This window comes from Bacillus sp. FSL P2-0069 (assembly GCF_038593315.1).
Taxonomy (GTDB): Bacteria; Bacillota; Bacilli; order Bacillales; family Bacillaceae; genus Bacillus; species Bacillus safensis.
Genome location: NZ_CP151984.1, coordinates 1 through 25,961 on the forward strand (window position 1 = coordinate 1; position 25,961 = coordinate 25,961).

17 protein-coding genes, 3 tRNA genes, 3 rRNA genes and 1 other annotated feature are annotated in these 25,961 nt (G+C 42.9%); of the genes, 19 read left to right on the forward strand and 4 right to left on the reverse strand.

Going from position 1 to position 25,961, the window contains the following annotated elements; translation table 11 throughout:
* From dnaA to rrf, 12 genes are all read left to right on the forward strand, one after another.
* On the forward strand, nt 1–1,341 hold the full coding sequence (gene dnaA, locus NSQ34_RS00005) for a chromosomal replication initiator protein DnaA (RefSeq protein ID WP_024424073.1): 1,341 nt from the start codon (nt 1–3) through the stop codon (nt 1,339–1,341).
* A 196-nt stretch (nt 1,342–1,537) separates the two neighbouring features.
* On the forward strand, nt 1,538–2,674 hold the full coding sequence (gene dnaN / locus NSQ34_RS00010) for a DNA polymerase III subunit beta (RefSeq protein WP_024424074.1): 1,137 nt from the start codon (nt 1,538–1,540) through the stop codon (nt 2,672–2,674).
* 150 nt (nt 2,675–2,824) lie between these two features.
* On the forward strand, nt 2,825–3,040 hold the full coding sequence (gene yaaA, locus NSQ34_RS00015) for a S4 domain-containing protein YaaA (protein ID WP_008360916.1): 216 nt from the start codon (nt 2,825–2,827) through the stop codon (nt 3,038–3,040).
* 16 nt (nt 3,041–3,056) lie between these two features.
* Complete coding sequence (gene recF, locus NSQ34_RS00020; protein WP_041105878.1) at nt 3,057–4,169, forward strand: DNA replication/repair protein RecF; 1,113 nt, start codon at nt 3,057–3,059, stop codon at nt 4,167–4,169.
* Between the two features lie 17 nt (nt 4,170–4,186).
* Complete coding sequence (locus NSQ34_RS00025; protein WP_034283648.1) at nt 4,187–4,432, forward strand: extracellular matrix/biofilm biosynthesis regulator RemA family protein; 246 nt, start codon at nt 4,187–4,189, stop codon at nt 4,430–4,432.
* Nucleotides 4,433–4,489: 57 nt separating this feature from the next.
* Nucleotides 4,490–6,406 carry a DNA topoisomerase (ATP-hydrolyzing) subunit B gene (gyrB, locus tag NSQ34_RS00030; protein ID WP_041118480.1) on the forward strand — a complete coding sequence of 639 codons (1,917 nt, stop codon included), beginning with the start codon at nt 4,490–4,492 and terminating at the stop codon, nt 6,404–6,406.
* A gap of 232 nt (nt 6,407–6,638) precedes the next feature.
* Nucleotides 6,639–9,143, forward strand: coding sequence for a DNA gyrase subunit A (gene gyrA / locus NSQ34_RS00035; protein ID WP_034283649.1), 2,505 nt, complete (start codon nt 6,639–6,641; stop codon nt 9,141–9,143).
* 364 nt (nt 9,144–9,507) lie between these two features.
* Nucleotides 9,508–11,056: ribosomal RNA gene (locus NSQ34_RS00040) — 16S ribosomal RNA — on the forward strand.
* A 95-nt stretch (nt 11,057–11,151) separates the two neighbouring features.
* Nucleotides 11,152–11,228 (forward strand) — tRNA-Ile (locus NSQ34_RS00045).
* A 14-nt stretch (nt 11,229–11,242) separates the two neighbouring features.
* Nucleotides 11,243–11,318 (forward strand) — tRNA-Ala (locus NSQ34_RS00050).
* 98 nt (nt 11,319–11,416) lie between these two features.
* Nucleotides 11,417–14,347 (forward strand): 23S ribosomal RNA (locus tag NSQ34_RS00055).
* A 61-nt stretch (nt 14,348–14,408) separates the two neighbouring features.
* A 5S ribosomal RNA gene (gene rrf, locus NSQ34_RS00060) occupies nt 14,409–14,524 on the forward strand.
* The 16S, 23S and 5S rRNA genes sit together here with 2 tRNA genes alongside, the layout of an rRNA operon.
* A gap of 11 nt (nt 14,525–14,535) precedes the next feature.
* Here the strand turns inward: rrf and NSQ34_RS00065 are convergent.
* The gene (locus NSQ34_RS00065) at nt 14,536–15,504 is read right to left on the reverse strand and encodes a YaaC family protein (RefSeq protein WP_024426750.1); all 969 of its coding nucleotides are present in this window, start codon (nt 15,502–15,504) and stop codon (nt 14,536–14,538) included.
* A gap of 121 nt (nt 15,505–15,625) precedes the next feature.
* On the opposite strand from NSQ34_RS00065, the gene guaB reads away from it, so the two are divergent.
* Nucleotides 15,626–17,092, forward strand: coding sequence for an IMP dehydrogenase (gene guaB, locus NSQ34_RS00070; RefSeq protein ID WP_024426749.1), 1,467 nt, complete (start codon nt 15,626–15,628; stop codon nt 17,090–17,092).
* 160 nt (nt 17,093–17,252) lie between these two features.
* Entirely contained in the window at nt 17,253–18,578 is a 1,326-nt protein-coding gene (locus NSQ34_RS00075) for a D-alanyl-D-alanine carboxypeptidase family protein (protein ID WP_065214475.1), read from the forward strand.
* Between the two features lie 42 nt (nt 18,579–18,620).
* Here the strand turns inward: NSQ34_RS00075 and NSQ34_RS00080 are convergent, their stop codons facing one another.
* A complete protein-coding gene (locus NSQ34_RS00080; RefSeq protein WP_254001529.1) occupies nt 18,621–20,099 on the reverse strand; it encodes a PLP-dependent aminotransferase family protein in 1,479 nt (492 codons plus the stop codon).
* A 246-nt stretch (nt 20,100–20,345) separates the two neighbouring features.
* Between NSQ34_RS00080 and pdxS the strand changes: the two genes are divergently transcribed.
* From pdxS to NSQ34_RS00105, 5 genes are all read left to right on the forward strand, one after another.
* Nucleotides 20,346–21,230 carry a pyridoxal 5'-phosphate synthase lyase subunit PdxS gene (pdxS, locus tag NSQ34_RS00085; RefSeq protein WP_039175840.1) on the forward strand — a complete coding sequence of 295 codons (885 nt, stop codon included), beginning with the start codon at nt 20,346–20,348 and terminating at the stop codon, nt 21,228–21,230.
* 20 nt (nt 21,231–21,250) lie between these two features.
* On the forward strand, nt 21,251–21,841 hold the full coding sequence (pdxT, locus tag NSQ34_RS00090) for a pyridoxal 5'-phosphate synthase glutaminase subunit PdxT (protein WP_081123863.1): 591 nt from the start codon (nt 21,251–21,253) through the stop codon (nt 21,839–21,841).
* A 53-nt stretch (nt 21,842–21,894) separates the two neighbouring features.
* Nucleotides 21,895–22,111, forward strand: a binding site (T-box leader).
* 49 nt (nt 22,112–22,160) lie between these two features.
* Nucleotides 22,161–23,435, forward strand: a complete 1,275-nt coding sequence (gene serS / locus NSQ34_RS00095) for a serine--tRNA ligase (RefSeq protein WP_024426746.1) — start codon at nt 22,161–22,163, stop codon at nt 23,433–23,435.
* 101 nt (nt 23,436–23,536) lie between these two features.
* Nucleotides 23,537–24,367, forward strand: a complete 831-nt coding sequence (locus tag NSQ34_RS00100; RefSeq protein ID WP_284384783.1) for a methyl-accepting chemotaxis protein — start codon at nt 23,537–23,539, stop codon at nt 24,365–24,367.
* A 129-nt stretch (nt 24,368–24,496) separates the two neighbouring features.
* Nucleotides 24,497–24,589: transfer RNA gene (locus NSQ34_RS00105), tRNA-Ser, on the forward strand.
* Nucleotides 24,590–24,678: 89 nt separating this feature from the next.
* On the opposite strand, the gene NSQ34_RS00110 is transcribed toward NSQ34_RS00105, so the two are convergent.
* On the reverse strand, nt 24,679–25,338 hold the full coding sequence (locus tag NSQ34_RS00110) for a deoxynucleoside kinase (RefSeq protein ID WP_034284267.1): 660 nt from the start codon (nt 25,336–25,338) through the stop codon (nt 24,679–24,681).
* The gene (locus NSQ34_RS00115; RefSeq protein WP_061109572.1) at nt 25,335–25,958 is read right to left on the reverse strand and encodes a deoxynucleoside kinase; all 624 of its coding nucleotides are present in this window, start codon (nt 25,956–25,958) and stop codon (nt 25,335–25,337) included. Before NSQ34_RS00115 ends, NSQ34_RS00110 begins: the two co-directional genes overlap by 4 nt.
* Nucleotides 25,959–25,961: the final 3 nt, after the last annotated feature.

A 25,961-nucleotide genomic window follows, 5' to 3' on the forward strand; every position in this document is an offset into this window, starting at 1 on the left:
ATGGAAAATATTTTGGATCTGTGGAATAAAGCACTTCAAAAAATAGAGACAAAATTGAGCAAACCCAGTTTTGAGACATGGATGAAATCGACAAAAGCCCATTCTCTTCAGGGAGATACGCTTACAATTACGGCACCTAATGAATTTGCTAGAGATTGGCTTGAGTCAAGATATCTTCACTTAATTGCTGATACCATCTATGAACTAACAGGTGAAGAGCTCAGCATTAAATTTATTATTCCTCAAAATCAGGACGAAGAGGAAGCCATGCCAAAGTCTCCTATCAAAAAAATGTCTAAAGAAGAGCCCGTTGACATTCCACAAAATATGCTGAATCCAAAATATACATTTGATACTTTTGTTATTGGTTCAGGCAACCGTTTTGCTCATGCCGCTTCACTTGCAGTCGCGGAAGCACCAGCAAAAGCATATAACCCGCTTTTTATTTATGGGGGCGTTGGTTTAGGAAAGACTCACTTGATGCATGCGATTGGTCATTACGTGATCGACCATAATCCATCGGCCAAAGTGGTCTATCTATCATCTGAAAAATTTACTAATGAATTTATCAACTCAATTCGAGATAACAAAGCTGTCGACTTCCGTAACCGCTATCGGAATGTAGATGTGCTTTTGATAGATGATATTCAATTTCTAGCAGGAAAAGAACAAACACAAGAAGAGTTTTTCCATACATTCAACACACTTCACGAAGAAAGTAAGCAAATCGTCATTTCTAGTGACCGGCCTCCGAAGGAAATTCCGACACTTGAAGACAGATTACGCTCTCGATTTGAATGGGGCTTAATTACAGACATTACCCCGCCAGATCTAGAAACGCGCATCGCAATTCTGCGCAAAAAAGCAAAGGCAGAAGGCTTGGACATTCCAAATGAAGTCATGCTGTACATTGCCAATCAAATCGACAGCAACATTCGTGAGCTGGAGGGTGCTTTGATTCGTGTTGTTGCTTATTCATCTTTAATTAATAAAGACATTAATGCAGATCTAGCAGCTGAGGCGCTAAAGGACATCATTCCTTCATCAAAGCCTAAGGTCATTACAATTAAAGATATTCAAAGAATTGTAGGGCAGCAATTTAATATTCGATTAGAGGATTTCAAAGCAAAGAAACGTACGAAGTCAGTTGCTTATCCAAGACAAATTGCCATGTACCTCTCCAGAGAAATGACCGATTCCTCTCTGCCTAAAATCGGAGAAGAATTTGGCGGTCGTGATCATACGACTGTCATTCATGCTCATGAGAAGATTTCGAAATTAATTGTTGAAGATGAACAGCTTCAGCAGCATGTCAAAGAGATCAAAGAACAATTAAAATAACCAAGCTGATATAATGAGTACGGGAAAATGTGAATAACTAGAGCATAGTCATACACAGTCTGTCCACATGTGGATAGGCTGTCTTTCCTTTCTTTTTCATGACTTATCCACATATTCACAAGCCCTACTATTACTTCTACGATTTTTATTAATAAAATATATATACATGTCATTAAGAAAATTTAGGAGGACCACTATGAAATTCACGATTCAAAAAGATCGTCTTGTCCAAAGTGTCCAAGATGTATTAAAGGCTGTATCCTCTAGAACAACGATTCCTATTTTGACAGGGATTAAAATTGTTGCGTCTGATGAAGGGGTTTCTCTAACAGGAAGCGATTCTGATATCTCAATTGAATCTTTCATTCCTCAAAGAGATGGAGATTTAGAGGTTATCACCATTGATCGTCCGGGAAGTATTGTGCTTCAAGCCCGCTTCTTTAGTGAAATTGTAAAGAAACTGCCTATGTCTACTGTCGAAATTGAAGTAGAACAAAATCACCTGACGATCATCCGCTCTGGTTCAGCGGAATTTAACCTAAACGGTTTAGATGCTGAAGAATATCCGCATCTTCCACAAATTGAAGAGCATCATGCATTTCAAATTCCGACAGATCTGCTTAAAAACTTAATTCGTCAAACTGTTTTTGCAGTGTCCACCTCAGAAACACGACCTATCTTGACAGGTGTAAACTGGAAGGTGGAAAAAGGTGAATTAATATGCACGGCGACGGATAGCCACCGTCTTGCTTTAAGAAAAGCGAAGCTAGATATTAACGAGGAAAGTTCGTATAATGTCGTGATTCCAGGGAAGAGTTTAACAGAGCTAAGTAAAATTCTTGATGATGGACAAGATCTTGTGAGCATCGTCATTACAGAAACCCAAGTTCTTTTTAAAGCACAAAATGTGCTGTTCTTCTCAAGGTTGCTGGATGGAAATTATCCAGATACAGCTCGTCTGATCCCGCAAGAAAGTAAAACGGATGTCGTGGTCAACACGAAAGAGTTCCTTCAAGCCATTGATCGTGCATCACTTTTGGCAAGAGAAGGACGTAATAATGTCGTGAAACTGTCAGCTGATCCTGAACAAAGCCTTGAAATCTCTTCTAATTCACCTGAGATCGGTAAAGTGGTGGAGACGGTTCAAGCAGATGACATTAAAGGGGAAGATCTTAAAATCTCCTTCAGTCCAAAATATATGCTGGATGCGTTAAAAGTATTAGAGGGAACAGATATTCATGTAAGCTTTACTGGTGCAATGAGACCGTTCCTGCTGCGTACGCCGAATGATGATTCTATCTTGCAATTGATTCTTCCGGTAAGAACGTATTAATTCAATCTAAAATGGCTGCTGTGTGAGTGCACAGCAGCTTTTCTTCTCGTTTTCCATGCTTTCTTTCATCCCAGTTGGCTTTCCCCCTTTCCTTCTTGTCTTGTTTTTTAGTACAATTAGATATTAGTGATATTGAAAGAGGTCGATACAATGCCTAATCTTATAACCATTGAAACAGAAATGATTACATTAGGGCAGTTTTTGAAATTAGCCGAAGTCATCCAATCTGGCGGAATGGCGAAATGGTTTTTAAGTGAACATGAGGTGTTCATTAATCAAGAGCCAGATAATAGACGGGGACGCAAACTATACCCAGGAGATGTTGTCGAGATTGAAGGTTACGGCACATTTCAAGTTGTGAATTAGAAACGGGTGACAATACATGTACATTCAAAGTCTGGCGTTAACTTCATACCGAAACTATGAACACACCGAGCTTCAATTCGACAATAAGGTGAATGTCATGATCGGCGAGAATGCCCAAGGTAAAACGAACTTGATGGAAGCGATCTATGTATTGTCGATGGCAAAGTCTCATCGTACGTCAAATGATAAAGAACTTATCCGATGGGACCAAGACTATGCTAAAATAGAAGGTAGAGTCATTAAAAAAAATGGTCCACTCCCAATGCAGCTCGTGATCTCAAAAAAAGGGAAAAAGGGCAAGGTCAATCACATTGAACAACAGAAGCTCAGTCATTATGTTGGTGCATTAAACACCATCATGTTTGCGCCAGAGGACTTAAGTCTTGTGAAGGGCAGCCCGCAAATCCGCAGAAGATTCCTCGACATGGAGATTGGACAAGTTTCTGCTGTCTACTTGCATGATTTATCGCTCTATCAAAAAATCCTTTCTCAGCGGAATCATTACTTGAAACAATTGCAGACAAGAAAGCAATCGGATCAAGCGATGCTGGAGATTTTAACAGAGCAGTTGATTGATGCGGCAGCGAAAGTGGTCAAAAGACGACTGACTTTTACGAAACAGCTCGAAAAATGGGCGCAGCCGCTGCATTTTGGGATTTCTAGAGAGCTAGAAACACTCACGCTCCAATACCAGACGGCAATAGAGGTATCAGAAGCGTCAGACTTGTCGAAAATAAAGAATAGCTATGAAGAATCGTTTCAGAAACTAAGAGAGAGAGAAATAGACCGAGGGGTGACACTGTGGGGACCTCACAGAGATGACCTGCTTTTCTTTGTGAATGGCCGGGATGTTCAGACATATGGCTCTCAAGGGCAGCAAAGAACAACAGCTCTTTCACTAAAGCTGGCAGAAATTGATCTGATACATGAAGAAATCGGAGAATATCCTATTCTTCTACTTGATGATGTGTTATCTGAACTTGATGATTACAGACAGTCTCATTTGCTCCATACCATTCAGGGGCGAGTACAGACCTTCGTCACCACAACAAGTGTTGAAGGCATCGATCACGCCACCCTGAAAGAAGCGGAAATTTTCAGAGTAGCCAGTGGAAAAGTAATTGACTGATAAATGAGGTGTGAGTCTTGTATATTCATTTAGGTGATGATTGTGTTGTTTCTACACGAGAGATTGTCGCAATTGTTGATTACAAAATGAGGTCGTCTTCTGTTGTAGAAGAATTTCTACAAAAACAGGAGAAACATATCATTTCGTTATCACAAGGGACACCCAAATCCATTGTCGTCACAACTGAGTCTGTTTATTACTCTCCTCTTTCCTCAAGCACGCTCAAAAAACGTGCTTCGTTTGTGATTGAAATTGAAGTCTAAAAGCTCAATTCATATAAATATATCGTTTAAGAAAAGTGTAGGTGAATGTACGTGGCAATGGAACAGCAACATAATAGTTATGATGAAAATCAGATACAGGTGCTTGAAGGACTAGAAGCTGTTAGAAAACGTCCAGGAATGTACATTGGGTCAACCAATGCAAAAGGACTTCACCATCTTGTATGGGAAATTGTCGACAACAGTATTGATGAGGCATTAGCTGGTTATTGTACAGACATTACAGTGCAAATTGAAAAGGATAACAGCATTACAGTAAAAGATAATGGCCGCGGGATTCCTGTTGGAATTCATGAGAAAATGGGGCGTCCTGCCGTAGAGGTCATTATGACTGTTCTTCACGCTGGCGGTAAATTTGACGGCAGCGGTTATAAAGTATCTGGCGGTCTGCATGGTGTAGGGGCATCTGTTGTAAATGCATTATCTACTACCTTAGACGTGACCGTATACCGTGACGGAAAAATTCATTATCAGCAGTTCAAACGCGGTGTTCCAGTGGGAGATTTAGAGGTTATTGGTGAAACAGATGTAACCGGGACAACAACCCACTTTGTGCCAGATCCAGAAATTTTCACGGAAACCATTGAATTTGATTACGATACACTTGCTAACCGTGTTCGTGAGTTAGCTTTCTTAACAAAAGGTGTAAACATCATCATAGAAGACTTGCGTGAAGGCAAAGAGCGGAGAAATGAATACTGCTACGAAGGCGGTATTAAGAGCTATGTAGAACATTTAAACCGCTCAAAAGAAGTCGTTCATGAAGAACCTGTGTACATCGAAGGTGAGAAAGACGGAATCACAGTTGAAGTAGCATTACAATATAACGATTCCTATACAAGCAATATCTATTCCTTCGCCAACAATATCAACACGTATGAAGGCGGAACACATGAAGCTGGCTTTAAAACCGGTCTAACGCGTGTCATCAATGACTATGCTCGTAAAAATGGCGTATTCAAAGATGGGGATGCGAATTTAAGTGGTGAAGATGTGCGAGAAGGCTTAACAGCCATTATCTCCATCAAACATCCAGACCCTCAATTCGAAGGACAAACGAAGACAAAGCTTGGGAACTCAGAAGCGAGAACCATCACAGACTCCCTTTTCTCAGAAGCACTTGAGAAATTCTTGCTTGAAAATCCTGATTCTGCGAAAAAAATTGTGGAAAAAGGACTGATGGCAGCTCGTGCAAGAATGGCTGCCAAAAAGGCTCGTGAGCTGACAAGACGTAAAAGTGCGCTGGAAGTCTCCAGCTTACCTGGGAAACTGGCGGACTGTTCTTCTAAAGATCCTTCCATCTCTGAGCTCTATATTGTAGAGGGAGATTCTGCGGGCGGATCTGCTAAGCAAGGCCGTGATCGTCACTTCCAAGCGATCTTACCGTTAAGAGGGAAGATCCTAAACGTAGAAAAAGCTCGTTTAGATAAAATTTTATCGAACAACGAGGTTCGTGCAATGATTACAGCGTTAGGAACTGGAATTGGAGAAGACTTCACTTTAGAGAAAGCACGCTATCACAAAGTTGTGATCATGACAGATGCCGATGTAGATGGAGCGCATATCCGAACGCTTCTCTTAACATTCTTTTATCGTTACATGCGTCAAATCATTGAAAACGGTTATGTGTATATTGCGCAGCCGCCTTTATATAAAGTGCAGCAAGGAAAACGTGTGGAGTACGTGTATAACGATAAACAGCTGGATGAGCTGTTAAAATCACTACCTCAAACACCAAAGCCTGGACTTCAGCGTTATAAAGGTCTTGGAGAGATGAATGCTACTCAGCTTTGGGAAACAACAATGGACCCTGATGCGAGAACACTTCTTCAAGTCACACTTGAGGATGCGATCGATGCTGATGAGACATTTGAAATGCTGATGGGAGATAAAGTAGAGCCGAGACGGAACTTTATCGAAGAAAATGCACAATACGTGAAAAACCTTGATATTTAGATGAATCCCTCCTGAGAACAACCTTATTTCTTGTTTGGAATAAGGTTGTTTTTCAAGAAACAGGGGTGTGAAACGAATGTCCTGGTTTTCCGTGTTTTCGTTGATTTTCTAGTAAATTAATGTGTATAAAGCCGAGATTATTGATATAATGAAGAATAGTCTTGTGAAGATAAATACATATTTTACTCCCACATAATTTATTTCATGTGATACGTAAAGGGAGGTTCTTATAGTGAGTGAACAACATACACCAAATGTACGCGAAGTGAATATTAGTCAAGAAATGCGTACGTCCTTTTTAGATTATGCAATGAGTGTTATTGTTTCGCGTGCATTACCAGATGTGCGAGATGGATTGAAGCCCGTGCATCGAAGAATTTTGTATGCGATGAATGACCTAGGTATGACAAGTGATAAACCATTTAAGAAATCTGCACGTATCGTTGGAGAAGTTATCGGTAAGTACCACCCTCACGGTGACAGCGCTGTATACGAAGCGATGGTTCGTATGGCGCAAGACTTCAACTATCGAAATATGCTGGTTGAAGGACACGGAAACTTTGGTTCTGTCGATGGAGACAGTGCAGCAGCAATGCGTTATACTGAGGCGCGTCTATCTAAAATTTCAATGGAAATCCTTCGTGATATCACCAAGGATACGATTGATTATCAAGATAACTACGATGGCAGTGAAAGAGAACCAATCGTCATGCCTGCTCGTTTCCCGAACTTATTAGTCAACGGGGCAACAGGTATCGCTGTAGGGATGGCAACCAACATTCCGCCTCACCAGCTAGGTGAAGTGATTGATGGTGTACTGGCAATTAGTCAAAGTCCAGAAATGACAACACAGGAACTAATGGAGATCATTCCAGGACCAGACTTCCCAACTGCGGGACAAATCATTGGCCGAAGCGGAATCCGTAAGGCATATGAAACAGGCCGGGGCTCTATTACATTACGTGCTAAGTCTATCATCGAAGAAACATCCAGCGGTAAGCAGCGGATTGTCATCAATGAAATTCCATATCAGGTCAACAAAGCCCGTTTGATCGAAAAAATCGCTGATCTTGTGCGCGATAAAAAGATCGATGGCATTACAGATCTGCGTGACGAGTCTGATCGTAATGGAATGCGGATTGTGATTGAACTGCGAAGAGATGCGAACGCCCACGTTCTATTAAACAATCTTTATAAACAAACGACACTCCAAACATCATTTGGAATCAACTTATTGGCACTTGTCGATGGACAGCCTAAAGTCTTGTCCCTCAAACAATGTCTTGAATATTATCTAGAGCATCAAAAAGTGATTATTCGCAGAAGAACAGCATATGAACTTCGTAAAGCTGAAGCAAGAGCTCATATTCTAGAAGGTTTAAGAATCGCTCTTGACCACTTAGATGAAGTCATTGCATTAATTAGAAGCTCTCAAACTGCTGAAATCGCGAGAAATGGCTTAATGGAGAACTATAGCTTGTCCGAAAAACAAGCACAGGCCATTCTTGATATGCGTCTTCAGCGCTTAACTGGTTTGGAAAGAGAAAAGATAGAAGAAGAATACAAAGGGCTTGTTGATTTGATTGCTGAGTTGAAAGCCATTTTAGCAGACAATGAAAAAGTTCTTGAAATCATTAGAGAAGAATTAACAGAAATCAAAGAACGTTTCAATGATACGCGCCGTACTGAAATTGTGACAGCAGGTATTGAAACAATTGAAGACGAAGATTTGATTCCTGTTGAGAACATCGTGATTACGCTGACTCATAATGGTTATATCAAGCGTCTGCCTGCATCAACATACCGCAGTCAAAAAAGAGGCGGTAAAGGTGTTCAGGGAATGGGAACCAATGAGGATGATTTCGTAGAACAGCTGATTTCAACATCTACCCATGATACGATCCTCTTCTTCTCTAATAAAGGGAAGGTCTATCGTGCGAAGGGATATGAGATTCCTGAATTCGGACGGACAGCGAAAGGGATTCCGATTATTAACCTGCTTGAAGTAGAAAAGGGAGAGTGGATTAATGCCATTATTCCAGTAAGCGAATTTGATGAAGATTCGTATCTCTTCTTTACAACAAGACATGGTGTATCAAAACGAACTTCATTGTCTCAGTTTGCCAACATTCGAAACAATGGACTTATCGCATTAAGTCTTCGTGACGAAGATGAACTGATGGCTGTCCGTTTAACCAATGGAGAAAAACAAATCATCATTGGTACGAAAAAAGGTATGCTGATTCGTTTCGACGAGACAGATGTTCGTGAAATGGGGCGTACGGCAGCTGGCGTGAAAGGAATTACGCTTTCTGAAGATGACATCGTCGTTGGGATGGAAATCCTTGAGCCAGATGCAAACGTATTGATTGTCACCGAAAAAGGATATGGTAAGTTAACACCTGAAAAAGAATACCGTGTTCAAAGTCGGGGCGGTAAAGGTCTTAAAACATGTAAAATCACTGACAACAATGGTCCGCTTGTCGCAGTGAAGGCGACGAATGCTGAAGCTGAAGAGGACTTGATGATTATTACAGGAAGCGGCGTGATCATTCGTATGGCCGTTTCAGACATTTCAACAACAGGCCGAGTCACTCAAGGTGTCCGCCTGATCCGTCTAGGTGATGATGAACATGTCGCTACAGTGGCATTAGTTGAACAATCACAAGAAGATGATGAAGAGAATAGTGAAGAAAACGTAGAAACTATAGAGTCAGATCAAGAGCAATCTGAGTAAAAATAAAGCCGGTTTTTCACCGGCTTTATTTTTTTCTAAAAAAACTCATGTTTTTTTGAAATTTATAATGCTTTTTTCATAGATATGTGTTAATCTTTCAAAGGAGCAAAAAGAGGCTCTATTTTTTATCTCTTTTACAGTGGAAACTTCTTAAAAAAATAAAATGTTTTTCAAGAAAAATGTTGACTGTTGATAGAGATATATGATATATTTAAGTGGTCGCTTTAAGAGAGTGACAAACAAGTTCTTTGAAAACTAAACAAGACAAAACGTACCTGTTAATTCGAGTTTTTATAAAAAAATCCTATGAAACTTCATAGGTAGTCAGTCAAACTGGCGAAAAACAAAACTTCGGTTTTGTATTTTTTCGGAGAGTTTGATCCTGGCTCAGGACGAACGCTGGCGGCGTGCCTAATACATGCAAGTCGAGCGGACAGAAGGGAGCTTGCTCCCGGATGTTAGCGGCGGACGGGTGAGTAACACGTGGGTAACCTGCCTGTAAGACTGGGATAACTCCGGGAAACCGGAGCTAATACCGGATAGTTCCTTGAACCGCATGGTTCAAGGATGAAAGACGGTTTCGGCTGTCACTTACAGATGGACCCGCGGCGCATTAGCTAGTTGGTGGGGTAATGGCTCACCAAGGCGACGATGCGTAGCCGACCTGAGAGGGTGATCGGCCACACTGGGACTGAGACACGGCCCAGACTCCTACGGGAGGCAGCAGTAGGGAATCTTCCGCAATGGACGAAAGTCTGACGGAGCAACGCCGCGTGAGTGATGAAGGTTTTCGGATCGTAAAGCTCTGTTGTTAGGGAAGAACAAGTGCGAGAGTAACTGCTCGCACCTTGACGGTACCTAACCAGAAAGCCACGGCTAACTACGTGCCAGCAGCCGCGGTAATACGTAGGTGGCAAGCGTTGTCCGGAATTATTGGGCGTAAAGGGCTCGCAGGCGGTTTCTTAAGTCTGATGTGAAAGCCCCCGGCTCAACCGGGGAGGGTCATTGGAAACTGGGAAACTTGAGTGCAGAAGAGGAGAGTGGAATTCCACGTGTAGCGGTGAAATGCGTAGAGATGTGGAGGAACACCAGTGGCGAAGGCGACTCTCTGGTCTGTAACTGACGCTGAGGAGCGAAAGCGTGGGGAGCGAACAGGATTAGATACCCTGGTAGTCCACGCCGTAAACGATGAGTGCTAAGTGTTAGGGGGTTTCCGCCCCTTAGTGCTGCAGCTAACGCATTAAGCACTCCGCCTGGGGAGTACGGTCGCAAGACTGAAACTCAAAGGAATTGACGGGGGCCCGCACAAGCGGTGGAGCATGTGGTTTAATTCGAAGCAACGCGAAGAACCTTACCAGGTCTTGACATCCTCTGACAACCCTAGAGATAGGGCTTTCCCTTCGGGGACAGAGTGACAGGTGGTGCATGGTTGTCGTCAGCTCGTGTCGTGAGATGTTGGGTTAAGTCCCGCAACGAGCGCAACCCTTGATCTTAGTTGCCAGCATTCAGTTGGGCACTCTAAGGTGACTGCCGGTGACAAACCGGAGGAAGGTGGGGATGACGTCAAATCATCATGCCCCTTATGACCTGGGCTACACACGTGCTACAATGGACAGAACAAAGGGCTGCAAGACCGCAAGGTTTAGCCAATCCCATAAATCTGTTCTCAGTTCGGATCGCAGTCTGCAACTCGACTGCGTGAAGCTGGAATCGCTAGTAATCGCGGATCAGCATGCCGCGGTGAATACGTTCCCGGGCCTTGTACACACCGCCCGTCACACCACGAGAGTTTGCAACACCCGAAGTCGGTGAGGTAACCTTTATGGAGCCAGCCGCCGAAGGTGGGGCAGATGATTGGGGTGAAGTCGTAACAAGGTAGCCGTATCGGAAGGTGCGGCTGGATCACCTCCTTTCTAAGGATATATGGAGCAGCGTACGTTTTCGTCTTGTTTAGTTTTGAAGGAACTTGCAAAAGATCCTACAACATCATATCTTCGATATGAAAGATGGGCCTGTAGCTCAGCTGGTTAGAGCGCACGCCTGATAAGCGTGAGGTCGGTGGTTCGAGTCCACTCAGGCCCACCATCTTCTATTAAATCGGGGCCTTAGCTCAGCTGGGAGAGCGCCTGCCTTGCACGCAGGAGGTCAGCGGTTCGATCCCGCTAGGCTCCACCAACGTGTTCTTTGAAAACTAGATAACAATAAGTAATACATTCACATTGAATGCAATGCAAAGTTCATCACACATAGTGATTCTTTCTAAAGTAAGAAATGGTTAAGTTAGAAAGGGCGCACGGTGGATGCCTTGGCACTAGGAGCCGATGAAGGACGGGACGAACACCGATATGCTTCGGGGAGCTGTAAGCAAGCTTTGATCCGGAGATTTCCGAATGGGGAAACCCACTGCTCGTAATGGAGTAGTATCCATACTTGAATACATAGAGTATGAGAAGGCATACCCGGGGAACTGAAACATCTAAGTACCCGGAGGAAGAGAAAGCAAATGCGATTCCCTGAGTAGCGGCGAGCGAAACGGGAACAGCCCAAACCAAGAGGCTTGCCTCTTGGGGTTGTAGGACACTCTATACGGAGTTACAAAGGAACGATATAAGCGAAGAGGTCTGGAAAGGCCCGCCAAAGAAGGTAACAGCCCTGTAACTGAAATGTTGTTCTCTCCAGAGTGGATCCTGAGTACGGCGGAACACGTGAAATTCCGTCGGAATCCGGGAGGACCATCTCCCAAGGCTAAATACTCCCTAGTGACCGATAGTGAACCAGTACCGTGAGGGAAAGGTGAAAAGCACCCCGGAAGGGGAGTGAAATAGATCCTGAAACCGTGTGCCTACAAGTAGTCAGAGCCCGTTAACGGGTGATGGCGTGCCTTTTGTAGAATGAACCGGCGAGTTACGATCCCGTGCAAGGTTAAGCAGAAGATGCGGAGCCGCAGCGAAAGCGAGTCTGAATAGGGCGCATGAGTACGTGGTCGTAGACCCGAAACCAGGTGATCTACCCATGTCCAGGGTGAAGTTCAGGTAACACTGAATGGAGGCCCGAACCCACGCACGTTGAAAAGTGCGGGGATGAGGTGTGGGTAGGGGTGAAATGCCAATCGAACCTGGAGATAGCTGGTTCTCTCCGAAATAGCTTTAGGGCTAGCCTCAAGGTAAGAGTCTCGGAGGTAGAGCACTGATTGGACTAGGGGCCCCTACCGGGTTACCGAATTCAGTCAAACTCCGAATGCCGATGACTTATCCTTGGGAGTCAGACTGCGAGTGATAAGATCCGTAGTCGAAAGGGAAACAGCCCAGACCGCCAGCTAAGGTCCCAAAGTATACGTTAAGTGGAAAAGGATGTGGAGTTGCTTAGACAACCAGGATGTTGGCTTAGAAGCAGCCACCATTTAAAGAGTGCGTAATAGCTCACTGGTCGAGTGACTCTGCGCCGAAAATGTACCGGGGCTAAACGTATCACCGAAGCTGCGGACTGTTCTTACGAACAGTGGTAGGAGAGCGTTCTAAGGGCTGTGAAGCCAGACCGGAAGGACTGGTGGAGCGCTTAGAAGTGAGAATGCCGGTATGAGTAGCGAAAGACGGGTGAGAATCCCGTCCACCGAATGCCTAAGGTTTCCTGAGGAAGGCTCGTCCGCTCAGGGTTAGTCGGGACCTAAGCCGAGGCCGAAAGGCGTAGGCGATGGACAACAGGTTGATATTCCTGTACCACCTCCTCACCATTTGAGCAATGGGGGGACGCAGGAGGATAGGGTAAGCGCGGTATTGGATATCCGCGTCCAAGCAGTTAGGCTGGGAAATAGGCAAATCCGTTTCCCGTAAAGGCTGAGCTGTGATGGCGAGCGAAATTTAGTAGCGAAGTTCCTGATTCCACACTGCCAAGAAAAGCCTCTAGCGAGGTGAGAGGTGCCCGTACCGCAAACCGACACAGGTAGGCGAGGAGAGAATCCTAAGGTGATCGAGAGAACTCTCGTTAAGGAACTCGGCAAAATGACCCCGTAACTTCGGGAGAAGGGGTGCTTCTTAGGGTGTTAAAGCCCCGAGAAGCCGCAGTGAATAGGCCCAGGCGACTGTTTAGCAAAAACACAGGTCTCTGCGAAGCCGTAAGGCGAAGTATAGGGGCTGACGCCTGCCCGGTGCTGGAAGGTTAAGAGGAGCGCTTAGCGTAAGCGAAGGTGCGAATTGAAGCCCCAGTAAACGGCGGCCGTAACTATAACGGTCCTAAGGTAGCGAAATTCCTTGTCGGGTAAGTTCCGACCCGCACGAAAGGCGCAACGATCTGGGCACTGTCTCAACGAGAGACTCGGTGAAATTATAGTACCTGTGAAGATGCAGGTTACCCGCGACAGGACGGAAAGACCCCGTGGAGCTTTACTGCAGCCTGATATTGAATGTTGGTACAGCTTGTACAGGATAGGTAGGAGCCTTGGAAACCGGAGCGCTAGCTTCGGTGGAGGCATCGGTGGGATACTACCCTGGCTGTATTGACCTTCTAACCCGCTGCCCTTATCGGGCAGGGAGACAGTGTCAGGTGGGCAGTTTGACTGGGGCGGTCGCCTCCTAAAATGTAACGGAGGCGCCCAAAGGTTCCCTCAGAATGGTTGGAAATCATTCGCAGAGTGTAAAGGCACAAGGGAGCTTGACTGCGAGACCTACAAGTCGAGCAGGGACGAAAGTCGGGCTTAGTGATCCGGTGGTTCCGCATGGAAGGGCCATCGCTCAACGGATAAAAGCTACCCCGGGGATAACAGGCTTATCTCCCCCAAGAGTCCACATCGACGGGGAGGTTTGGCACCTCGATGTCGGCTCATCGCATCCTGGGGCTGTAGTCGGTCCCAAGGGTTGGGCTGTTCGCCCATTAAAGCGGTACGCGAGCTGGGTTCAGAACGTCGTGAGACAGTTCGGTCCCTATCCGTCGCGGGCGCAGGAAATTTGAGAGGAGCTGTCCTTAGTACGAGAGGACCGGGATGGACGCACCGCTGGTGTACCAGTTGTTCTGCCAAGGGCATCGCTGGGTAGCTATGTGCGGACGGGATAAGTGCTGAAAGCATCTAAGCATGAAGCCCCCCTCAAGATGAGATTTCCCATTCCGCAAGGAAGTAAGATCCCTGAAAGATGATCAGGTTGATAGGTCTGAGGTGGAAGCGTGGTGACACGTGGAGCTGACAGATACTAATAGATCGAGGACTTAACCTATATTCTAATGTGAAGCATGAACATTGTTATCTAGTTTTGAGAGAACATTCTCTCCATCAGGTTTGGTGGCGATAGCGAAGAGGTCACACCCGTTCCCATACCGAACACGGAAGTTAAGCTCTTCAGCGCCGATGGTAGTTGGGGGTTTCCCCCTGTGAGAGTAGGACGCCGCCAAGCTTCTATTAGGATCAGTTCCAGTCGGAACTGGTCTTTTTTGTTTTTTCTTCTAACAGCATCATGATGTATGCTGGGAACTTCTCTTCTGCAATCTCCATGTAGCGTTCAATCATGACGTAATCATCGCTAATGTATTGAGACAGCAGCTCGTACCACCATTCTGTTTCGTAGCGGGCAATCATACTAAGGTTATACATCAATAAGTAATGGCTGATGATTTCAGGAATCCCTAGAAAAGCATCTCGTGTTGACGGTATAAACCATTGATCCATTTCTAAATCATAATGAAGATGAGTAGCAAGAGCTGGGTTTTCTTCAAGAAATACATCAAACGTTAGTTTTTTAGCCTCTCTCTGTTTGAGTTTCCAGCTTGTATGGAACTCAAAGTATTCAATAAAGCGTTCAGCAGACATGTTATAAAGTAATGGAATATGATCTTGAATCATCATTCCATTAGCCTTTTCTACTTTAACTAATGTCGAGGGCTGCTTTTGAAACTCAAGAATATGACTCATTTCAGGTATTTTAGACAGGAGATGGATCATCGTAAATCGTTCATCTTCAAGACCATTTAATTGAAATAGATGCTTTAACACATGCATACATAGCCCATTTCTTTGGATTTTTACCTCATCTTCACTAAAACGGTAATGCTGTTTCTTTCTCTTTCTCGATGTTACGCCATGAGCTAAAACAGAGGTTTGAGAAGGATAATGGGGATCAACTGTCAGCAAACATGCTTTAAGCAGCTGTGCCATTCCATAAAACAATAAAATGGGTTTAAGTTCTAGAGGCGCGATCGCTGCCTGTTCATAGAACGTATGGCCATGTTTTAGAAAGTAAATAAATCGTTCACAGTTTTTATAGGCTTGCTGGTTTGCATCTTGAATGTTCCGTTTCTCATATTGTTGAAATAGAAACTTTTGGGAGGTTTCGAGCGAGTAAAAACGTTTTAAATCCTTCCATCCTGAACTTTTCATCTTCTTCCTCAACTCTCTTTATATTTTCTAAAAATTGCAACTGTTTGTTGCTTCCTTGACATGCTGTTTGCTAGTTGATAATCTACATATAATATTTTGCCGAAAAGAGGGGGATTTACTAATGTGGGAAAGTAAATTTTCAAAAGAAGGTTTGACGTTTGACGATGTTTTGCTTGTTCCAGCAAAGTCTGAAGTACTTCCGCGTGATGTCGATTTATCAGTGGAGCTAACAAGCACATTAAAGCTAAACATTCCAATTATCAGTGCGGGAATGGACACAGTGACGGAATCACAAATGGCGATTGCAATGGCACGTCAAGGTGGTCTTGGTATTATTCATAAGAACATGTCCATTGAACAGCAAGCAGAACAGGTGGATAAAGTAAAACGTTCAGAGCGCGGCGTTATTACAAATCCATTCTTCTTAACACCAGAGCATCAAGTATTTGATGCAGAGCATTTGATGGGTAAATACCGTATTTCAGGTGTGCCGATTGTCAACAACGAACAAGACCAAAAGCTTGTTGGTATTATTACGAACCGTGACCTTCGTTTTATTTCGGATTATTCAATGAAGATTAGCGACGTGATGACAAAAGAGGAACTTGTGACAGCTTCTGTTGGTACAACATTAGAAGAAGCTGAAAAAATCCTACAGCAGTACAAGATTGAAAAATTACCTCTTTTAGATGACGAAGGAACGTTAAAAGGACTTATCACAATCAAAGATATTGAAAAAGTGATTGAATTCCCTAACTCCTCTAAAGATGCACATGGCCGTTTAATTGTTGGTGCCGCTGTTGGTGTCACTGGCGATACAATGACACGTGTGAAAAAATTAGTCGAAGCCAATGTGGATGTCATTGTCATTGATACAGCACACGGTCATTCTCAAGGTGTTCTAAACACTGTATCGAAAATCCGTGAAACGTATCCTTCTCTTAACATCATTGCTGGTAATGTTGCAACAGCTGAAGCAACTAAAGCATTGTTTGAAGCAGGAGCAGATATTGTGAAAGTTGGTATCGGACCAGGATCTATTTGTACAACACGTGTTGTTGCAGGTGTCGGTGTACCACAAATCACAGCGATCTATGACTGTGCAACAGAAGCAAGAAAACATGGTAAAGCTATTATTGCAGATGGTGGAATTAAATATTCAGGTGATATCGTGAAAGCATTAGCATCTGGCGGACATGCTGTTATGCTGGGAAGCCTTCTAGCTGGTACATCTGAAAGCCCAGGAGAAACAGAAATTTTCCAAGGTAGACGTTTCAAAGTTTATCGTGGTATGGGTTCTGTCGCTGCAATGGAAAAAGGAAGTAAAGATCGTTACTTCCAAGAAGATAATAAAAAATTCGTTCCTGAAGGTATCGAAGGCCGTACACCATACAAAGGGCCAGTCGTTGATACAGTGTATCAACTAGTTGGCGGTATTCGTTCTGGTATGGGCTATTGTGGAACGCAAGATTTACGCACTCTTAGAGAAGAAGCACAATTCATTCGTATGACGGGTGCAGGACTTCGTGAGAGTCATCCACATGATGTACAAATTACAAAAGAATCACCAAACTACACAATTTCTTGATAAATTGTGACAATCAAATTACATTTGACAGGGTCTATGACTCTGTCTATTTTTTTTGTCTTTATTGTGATAAAATTTATACTGTTGTGTTGAGATAAGCCCTTGTGGATTACATATATATGAAAAACGTCGAAAAAAGATGAATACGGAGGTATGACGATTGAACAGCAAGATGATGAAACAGCTTATGGTCTCTATCCTTGCATTGGCATTGATTGTTACAGCATTTACACCAATGTCCAAAGCAAAAGCTGCTGAAGATCCATTCAGTGTGAATGCGAAAGCAGCGATCCTTATTGAAGCTTCTACAGGTAAAATTCTTTATAGTAAAAACGCAGATCAAAGACTGCCTATTGCAAGTATGGCAAAAATGATGACAGAGTATCTATTACTAGAGGCAATTGCTGAAGGAAAAGTGAAATGGGATCAAAAGTATACGCCAGATGATTATGTATACGAAATTTCTCAGGACCGCAGCTTATCCAACGTTCCTTTGAGAAAAGATGGTTCGTATACAGTAAAAGAACTTTATCAAGCAACGGCTATTTATTCGGCAAATGCAGCAGCGATTGGTTTAGCAGAAGTGATCGCTGGATCAGAATCGAAGTTTGTTGAAAAAATGAACGCAAAAGCAAAAGAACTTGGTTTAACAAACTACAAATTCGTGAATGCAACTGGTCTGGAAAATAAAGACTTACATGGCCAACAGCCAAAAGGTACAGGTCCTGATGAAGAAAGTGAAGTATCTGCAAAAGATATGGCTTTGCTTGCACAGCATCTCATCAAAGACCATCCAGAAATTCTTGAAACAGCAAGTATTGCGAAAACAAAGTTCAGAGAAGGCACTGACGATGAAATGGACATGCCTAACTGGAACTTCATGCTTAAAGGACTTGTGAAGGAATATAAAGGTGTAGACGGGCTGAAAACAGGATCTACAGATTCAGCCGGTTCTAGCTTCACAGGTACAGCAAAACAAGGTGACATGCGTGTCATCGCAGTTATCTTGAATGCAAAAGGTAATCTTCATACAGCACGTTTCGACGTGGCAAAAAAACTATTCGACTATGCGTTTAAAAACTTCACGATGAAAGAAATGTACAAAAAAGGTCAACAAATTAAAGGACATGAAAACATCGAAGTGGATAAAGGCAAAGATAAAGAAGTACCTGTTGTGACGAAAGAAGCATTTTCTGTGCCAGTAAAAAATGGTGATGAAAAGAGCTATAAAGCAAAAGTAAATATCGAGAAAAAGAAACTAGAAGCTCCTATTAAAAAAGGAACGAAGGTTGGCATGCTGACGACTTCTTATTCTGGTGATGAGAAGGACTACGGCTATTTAAATAAAGACCAATCAGGTGTTGAGCTTGTGACGAAAACAAGCGATGAAAAAGCAAACTGGTTCATCCTTGCAATGCGTGGTGTAGGTGGATTCTTCGCTGGCATTTGGGGTGGAATCGTTGACACAGTAAAAGGCTGGTTCTAATAAAAAAACTGCTCTCTATACATGAGAGCAGTTTTTTTATCGTTAAAAGAAGAGCGATTGCTTCTGATTTTGAGGAGTGGACAAGGCTTGCTGAAAAATACCACATAACTTTTCCACGCCCTCGGCCAGTGCTTTTTCATTCACATAAGAAAAGCTGAGGCGGATATAATTCTGTTTCGGCTCTCCAGGATAGCAGACAGAGCCAGGTAGAAAAGTAATTTGCTGCTTACGGGCCTCATGTAACAGTGCTCGTGTATCGACCCAGGAAGGAAAGCTGAGCCATAAATTGAGACCGCCCTGTGGAATTTGCCACGTTACATCTTTCGGTGCGTGCTTCGTTAACACATCCATCATCAAATCGCGTCTCACCTTCAAGGCGGTTCTTAGCTTCTTCGTATGATCAATCATTTTCTTCGATGTCAGAAACGGCAATATGGCCTTTTGTGTGAGGAGAGGGCTGCCTAAGTCATTATTGGCCTTTGCAGCTAATAAGCGGTTAAATATCGAGCCTGATGCGGTGATAATCCCTATTCTGCATCCTGGAGCCAGTGTTTTACTTAATCCTCGTAAATAAATGACGTGTCCATCATGGTCCAAGCTTTTAATAGGTGCTGGCGGCTTCTTTTCAAAATAAAGCTCACGATAAGGGTCATCTTCTACAATGAGACAATCAATGCTTTGAGCCAGTAAGAGAAGCTGTTTTCTACGCTTCATCGACATACTGGCTCCTGTTGGACTGTGGAAAGTAGGAATCGTATAGATCAGCTTCGGTTTATATTTATCACAAATGCTTTGAAGCTGCTTCATGTTCATTCCTTCATGATCGACAGGGACGGTAATGATTCTTGCTCCTCTGCCCATAAAGACATCAATGGCCCCAGGATAGGTCGGTGCTTCCATGACAACCACATCATCCGGACCAATAAACGTACGTGCCACCAAATCAAGCCCTTGCTGAGAACCACTTGTTACAAGGATATTTTCAGGTGTAGAGGGCACATCCAACTTTTCTAAAAAGGACTGAATGACTTGTCGCAGCTGAAGATCACCTTGTATTTCTCCATACTTCGACATGATTTGAGGATGTCTGGCTAGTACATGCTGCATTTCTTTTTCTAAATACCGGTTTGGCAAAAGCCCTGGATCGATCATAGAGGAAGAAAGGTTAATGGCTTCTTCGACATAGTGATACTGAGCGAATTGAGATCGTGGTAAATAATCTGGAATCGACAACTGCCAATCGAAAAAGGTAGATGATGGAACCGGGGTCTCTGTCTGCTCTTGCTGCTCATTCACAAAAGTTCCTTTACCTTGCACCGTCGTTAAGTACCCGTCGTCTTTTAATCGGGTGTATGCCTTAGCTGCCGTGACAAGACTCACATTGAGCTGTTTAGCTAAATCACGAACAGTTGGCAGCTTTTCTCCTTGCTGAAGCAAACCCGATTGAATGTGATCGATGATTGAAAAGTAAATTTGATTTGAAAGAGATGTATCAGAGTGTCGATGGATATCAATATGCATGAAACCCCTCCATTGAAAACAAAATTGTTATACATGATTTTTAATTGTTATAGTTGCATTATAGCATGTAAATCTCACTTGATAGAGAAAATGACATGTTTTTAGCTGAAAACCCTTTATATACAAGGGTTTATTCTTTTTTATCGGCTGGTTGAATTGTTATACTATTCTCTTTATTGTTATACTTCCTCGCTTGTATGATAAAGATGTTGAATGAATCGAATAGACAAATGGGAGGAAACTATTGTGAGCAATAAGGGAACTGAACGAGTGAAACGTGGAATGGCAGAAATGCAAAAGGGCGGCGTCATTATGGATGTCGTCAATGCGGAGCAGGCAAAAATTGCAGAAGAAGCAGGTGCAGTGGCAGTCATGGCACTAGAACGAGTACCAGCTGATATCCGTGCTGCAGGCGGTGTTGCCCGTATGGCAGACCCAAGAATCGTAGAGGAAGTACAAAATGCAGTAACGATTCCAGTCATGGCAAAAGCACGTATCGGCCACATCGTCGAGGCTCGTGTTCTTGAAGCACTTGGTGTTGATTATATCGATGAGAGTGAAGTGCTGACGCCCGCAGATGAGGAATTCCATTTAAATAAAAATGAATACACAGTACCTTTTGTCTGTGGATGCCGCGATTTAGGTGAGGCAACCCGCCGTATCGCAGAAGGCGCTTCTATGCTTCGCACAAAAGGAGAACCTGGGACAGGCAACATCGTAGAAGCTGTTCGTCATATGAGAAAGGTCAATGCTCAGATTCGTAAAGTATCGGCTATGAGTGAAGATGAACTGATGACAGAAGCCAAGAATCTTGGCGCGCCTTATGAATTATTGCTACAAATCAAAAGAGACGGCAAGCTGCCAGTTGTGAACTTTGCAGCAGGAGGCGTTGCGACACCAGCAGATGCTGCATTAATGATGCAGCTTGGAGCAGACGGTGTATTTGTCGGATCTGGTATTTTCAAATCAGACAATCCAGCTAAATTTGCAAAAGCAATTGTTGAAGCAACGACTCATTACACTGATTACCGTCTCATTGCAGAACTTTCAAAAGAGCTTGGAACAGCTATGAAAGGAATTGAAATTTCAAATCTACTGCCAGAAGAACGTATGCAAGAGCGTGGCTGGTAATTAAGGGAGCACAAACGAACATGCTGACAATTGGTGTACTAGGGCTTCAAGGAGCGGTGAGAGAGCATATTCAATCGATTGAAGCCTGCGGCGCAGAAGGAAAGATCATCAAACGTGTAGAAGAGCTAAAATCCGTTGACGGTTTGATTATCCCTGGTGGAGAAAGTACGACGATGAGAAGACTCATGGATACGTACCAATTCATTGACCCGATCAAAGCGTTCGCTGCTCAAGGGAAACCGATTTTCGGGACATGTGCCGGTTTGATTATGCTGGCAAAGCATATCGAAGATCGAGAAGATGCTCATCTTGGACTGTTAAATGTATCTGTTGCACGGAATTCTTTTGGCAGACAGGTAGACAGCTTTGAAGCAGATTTAGAAGTAAAAGGACTGGATGCGCCGTTTACAGGGGTATTCATCCGTGCGCCTCATATCATCAGCGCAGATGATGACGTAGAAATCATGGCTGAATATGATGGCAGGATTGTGATGGCGAAAGAAAACAATATCTTAGGCTGCTCCTTTCATCCAGAGCTGACAGACGATCACCGGTTAACACAGCTGTTTGTAGACATGGTGAAGTCCTACAAAACGAAGCTTGCTGTATAAAACGGTTGAAAAGAGATAAAACTTATAGTACATTAAAATCACAATCAAAGATCGAAAAAGCGTTGACGGGAAATAGTAAGAAGCCCCTCTTTCTCAGAGAGCCGATGGTTGGTGAGAATCGGTGAAAGATGCATTCTGAATCCATCCTTGAGCGAAATGCTGAAACTAGAGAAGTAAGCATTTACGGTGATACCGTTACAGAGGAAAGAGGAAAGCATGCCTTTGCATGTTTTCAATCAGGGTGGCAACGCGAGAGCTCTCGTCCCTTTCATGGGATGAGGGCTCTTTTTATTTTTCGATAAAAAAAGGAGTGTTACACATGCTGGATATTAAACAACTGCGCACGGACTTTGATCAAATCAAAGAAAAATTAGCACACCGAGGCGAAGATTTAGCGGATTTTGATAAGTTTGGTGAGCTAGATCAAAAAAGAAGAGAATTAATCGGGAAAACAGAAGAATTAAAGAGCCGAAGAAATGAAGTATCACAGCAAGTGGCCGTTCTAAAAAGAGAAAAGAAAGACGCCGATCACATTATTCAAGAAATGCGTGAGGTAGGAGATGAGATCAAGAAGCTGGATGATGAGCTAAGAACAGTAGAAGAAAGCCTGCAGCACATCCTGTTCTCAATTCCAAATATCCCCCATGACTCTGTACCAGTTGGTGAAACAGAAGACGACAACGTGGAAGTGAGAAAATGGGGCGAACAGCCAGCCTTCTCATTTGAACCAAAACCACATTGGGACGTAGCTGATGAGCTAAAAATCCTTGATTTTGAACGTGCAGGAAAAGTGACAGGAAGCCGTTTCGTTTTTTATAAAGGGCTTGGCGCACGTTTAGAGCGCGCATTGTATAACTTTATGCTTGATTTACATGTGGATGAGTTTGGTTTTACTGAAGTGCTTCCACCTTATATGGTCAACAGAGCGAGCATGACAGGAACTGGTCAGCTTCCAAAGTTCGAAGAGGATGCCTTTAAAATACGTGAAGAAGATTACTTCCTCATTCCAACAGCTGAAGTGCCAATTACGAACATGCATCGTGACGAAATTCTCGAAGGTGAACAGCTGCCAATCAACTATGCAGCATTCAGTGCTTGCTTTAGATCAGAAGCAGGATCTGCCGGAAGAGATACACGCGGACTCATCCGTCAGCATCAATTTAACAAGGTAGAGCTTGTTAAATTTGTCAGACCAGAAGATTCTTATGAAGAATTAGAGAAACTAACAAATCAAGCAGAAAAAGTTCTTCAGCTATTGAACCTGCCATACCGTGTCATGAGCATGTGTACGGGAGATTTAGGATTCACAGCTGCGAAGAAATACGATATCGAAGTGTGGATTCCTAGCCAGAATACGTACCGTGAAATTTCTTCTTGCAGTAACTTCGAAGCATTCCAAGCAAGACGTGCAAACATTCGTTTCCGTCCAGAACCTAAAGCGAAGCCAGAACATGTCCACACATTAAATGGATCTGGATTAGCGGTAGGAAGAACCGTAGCGGCTATTTTAGAAAACTATCAACAAGAGGACGGCACAGTAATCATTCCTGAAGTACTGCGTCCTTATATGGGAAATAAAGAAGTGATGAAATAAGATGCCGTCAAGGCATCTTTTTCTTTTTACCAAAAGTCCTACAGTTTTCCTGAATTTAGCCGATAAAAAAATTAAAAGCTTCTAGGAAAGAAGGAATAACCTTGAATAGGCTTGACTATTATGTTGAAATGGCTCATTTACTTAGAAAGGTACTAGATGAAAGTATTCTTTTCGGCATCACAGATACAGAGAAGATACTTTGTTATTACCCGTCTAACACAATAGATTTTGGTATGAAAGTTGGAGACCCATTGAACCCAGAAGACCAAAATGTGGCGACGACATTAAGAGGACAAGAATATGACGGTCATTTACCAGAGCATTTATATGGTTATGAAATTGCCGTAAAAGGTTACCCGATTTTTGATGAAGATAGAAAAGTAATCGGCTCTTTTTTAGTGGCATATTCACATCATCGCGAAAAGAAATTAAGCGGTTATATGGAGCAAATCAATAAAGTAGCGAAAGAACTCCAAGGTGGAATTGAGCAAATTGCTGCACATTCACAAGAACTGGCTGCCACAAGTTTAGAAATAAGCGAACAGGCAGGAAGAGCGGAAGAGAAATCTGCGAATATTGAAGAAGTCGTCAAAACCATTGGCGGAATTGCTAGACAAACAAATCTGCTTGGTTTAAATGCTGCAATTGAAGCGGCAAGAGCAGGTGAGAACGGAAAAGGGTTTGCTGTCGTTGCTGATGAAGTTCGCAAATTATCAGATGGCTCGAAGGAAGCGGCTGAAACCATTAATACATTTTTAAAAGAAATCCAAGACAGCATTGGCACTTTGTCTGAAAACATCTCACAAATCAGCAGCTCAACAAATGAACAAGCCAAACAAGTGACAGACTTTACGAAGATTATCGAGTCATTAAATGAGTTTAAAGTAGAGATGAATCAGTTTATTGAAGAAATTAGACAGGATACGAAATAGATCAAGAGCAGCCGTCAATGGCTGCTTTTTTATAGGCAAACATCATGCAAAAATCACATATTGAAATTTTTTTACGAAAAGGTGTTGACTTCAAATAAAATGATATGGTATATTAATTCTTGTCGATACGGAGGAATACCCAAGTCCGGCTGAAGGGATCGGTCTTGAAAACCGACAGGGGTGTCAAAGCCCGCGGGGGTTCGAATCCCTCTTCCTCCGCCATATTGATTTTTTACCTTAGTTGAATTGAACGCAAGCATAAAAATTGGAAATTGTCAAACCGCTGCATTTCGCGAATGCAGCGGTTTTTTTTATTTTGTTTTATTGCGATTTTTTTGAATAACAGAAGCTATTTCATGAAGAATGGGATCAAGTGAGCTTTCATCATGAAGTAAGTCGTAATCTTCAATATTAATTTTAATCACTGGGCATAAATCAAATTGTTCGATCCATTCCGTGTATCGAGTGTACATTTCTTCCCAATAAGCCCGGTCAGTTTGAGTTTCCATCTCTCTGCCGCGTTCTTCAATACGATGTAAAATATGATCTAAATCTCCGTGTAGATAGATGAGGACATCAGGGTGAGGGAAGTAAGGTGTCATCACCATCGCCTCAAATAGGCTTGTATACGTTTCATAATCGACCTCAGACATCGTACCTTTGTCCGCATGCATTTTTGCAAAAATGCCAGTGTCCTCATAAATGGAACGATCTTGTACATATCCTCCGCCAGATTCAAAAATCCGCTTTTGCTCCTTAAAACGCTCAGCTAGGAAATAGACCTGTAAGTGGAAGCTCCATCTTTGGAAATCTGAATAAAAAGGCTCTAAATATGGGTTATCATCTACTTTTTCAAGAGAGGTTTGAAACCCTAGCTTGTCCGCTATTGTTTTGGTCATAGTTGATTTGCCGACACCAACAGTCCCGGCAATTGTGATGACTGCGTCCTTTGGTATTTTGATATTGTTCATAGCACTTGCTCCTTTATGTTCTGTACAATTTGCTGGTAATCTTGCTGTGAGGAAACGAAGTCTGTATGATCTCCTTCAATTGTAATGATGGGAAGCCCTGGCTCAGTCTGTTTTAAATGTTCAATGGCCAGCTCGTAATCTTCAATGAGTGTTTTTAAATAAGCTGGGTCAATGTCTTCTTCAAAAGAGCGTCCTCTCATCTGTATTCTTTCAAGTAAGGTGGGAAGGCTGGCTTTTATATAGATCATGGCATTTGGTTTAGGAAGATCATCTGTTAGCAGGTGATAGATCTTTCTGTATTTATCCATGTGCTTTTTTGATAAGGTTCTTTCTGCAAATATCATATTTTTATAGACGTAATAATCAGTGACAACCGGCTGCTGTTTATTCACATAGTTTTCTTCAATTGATTCTAACTGTTTGAACCGATTGCATAAAAAGAACATCTCAAGCTGAAAGCTCCATTGTTCCATATCTTCATAAAATTTATCTAAGAATGGATTTTCTTCTACAATCTCTTTTACTAAAGGAAATTGAAATTCCTTCGCAAGCATTGTAGCCAAAGTTGTTTTTCCGGCTCCAATTGGGCCTTCCACTGCAATAAAAGGGGCAGGATACATAGG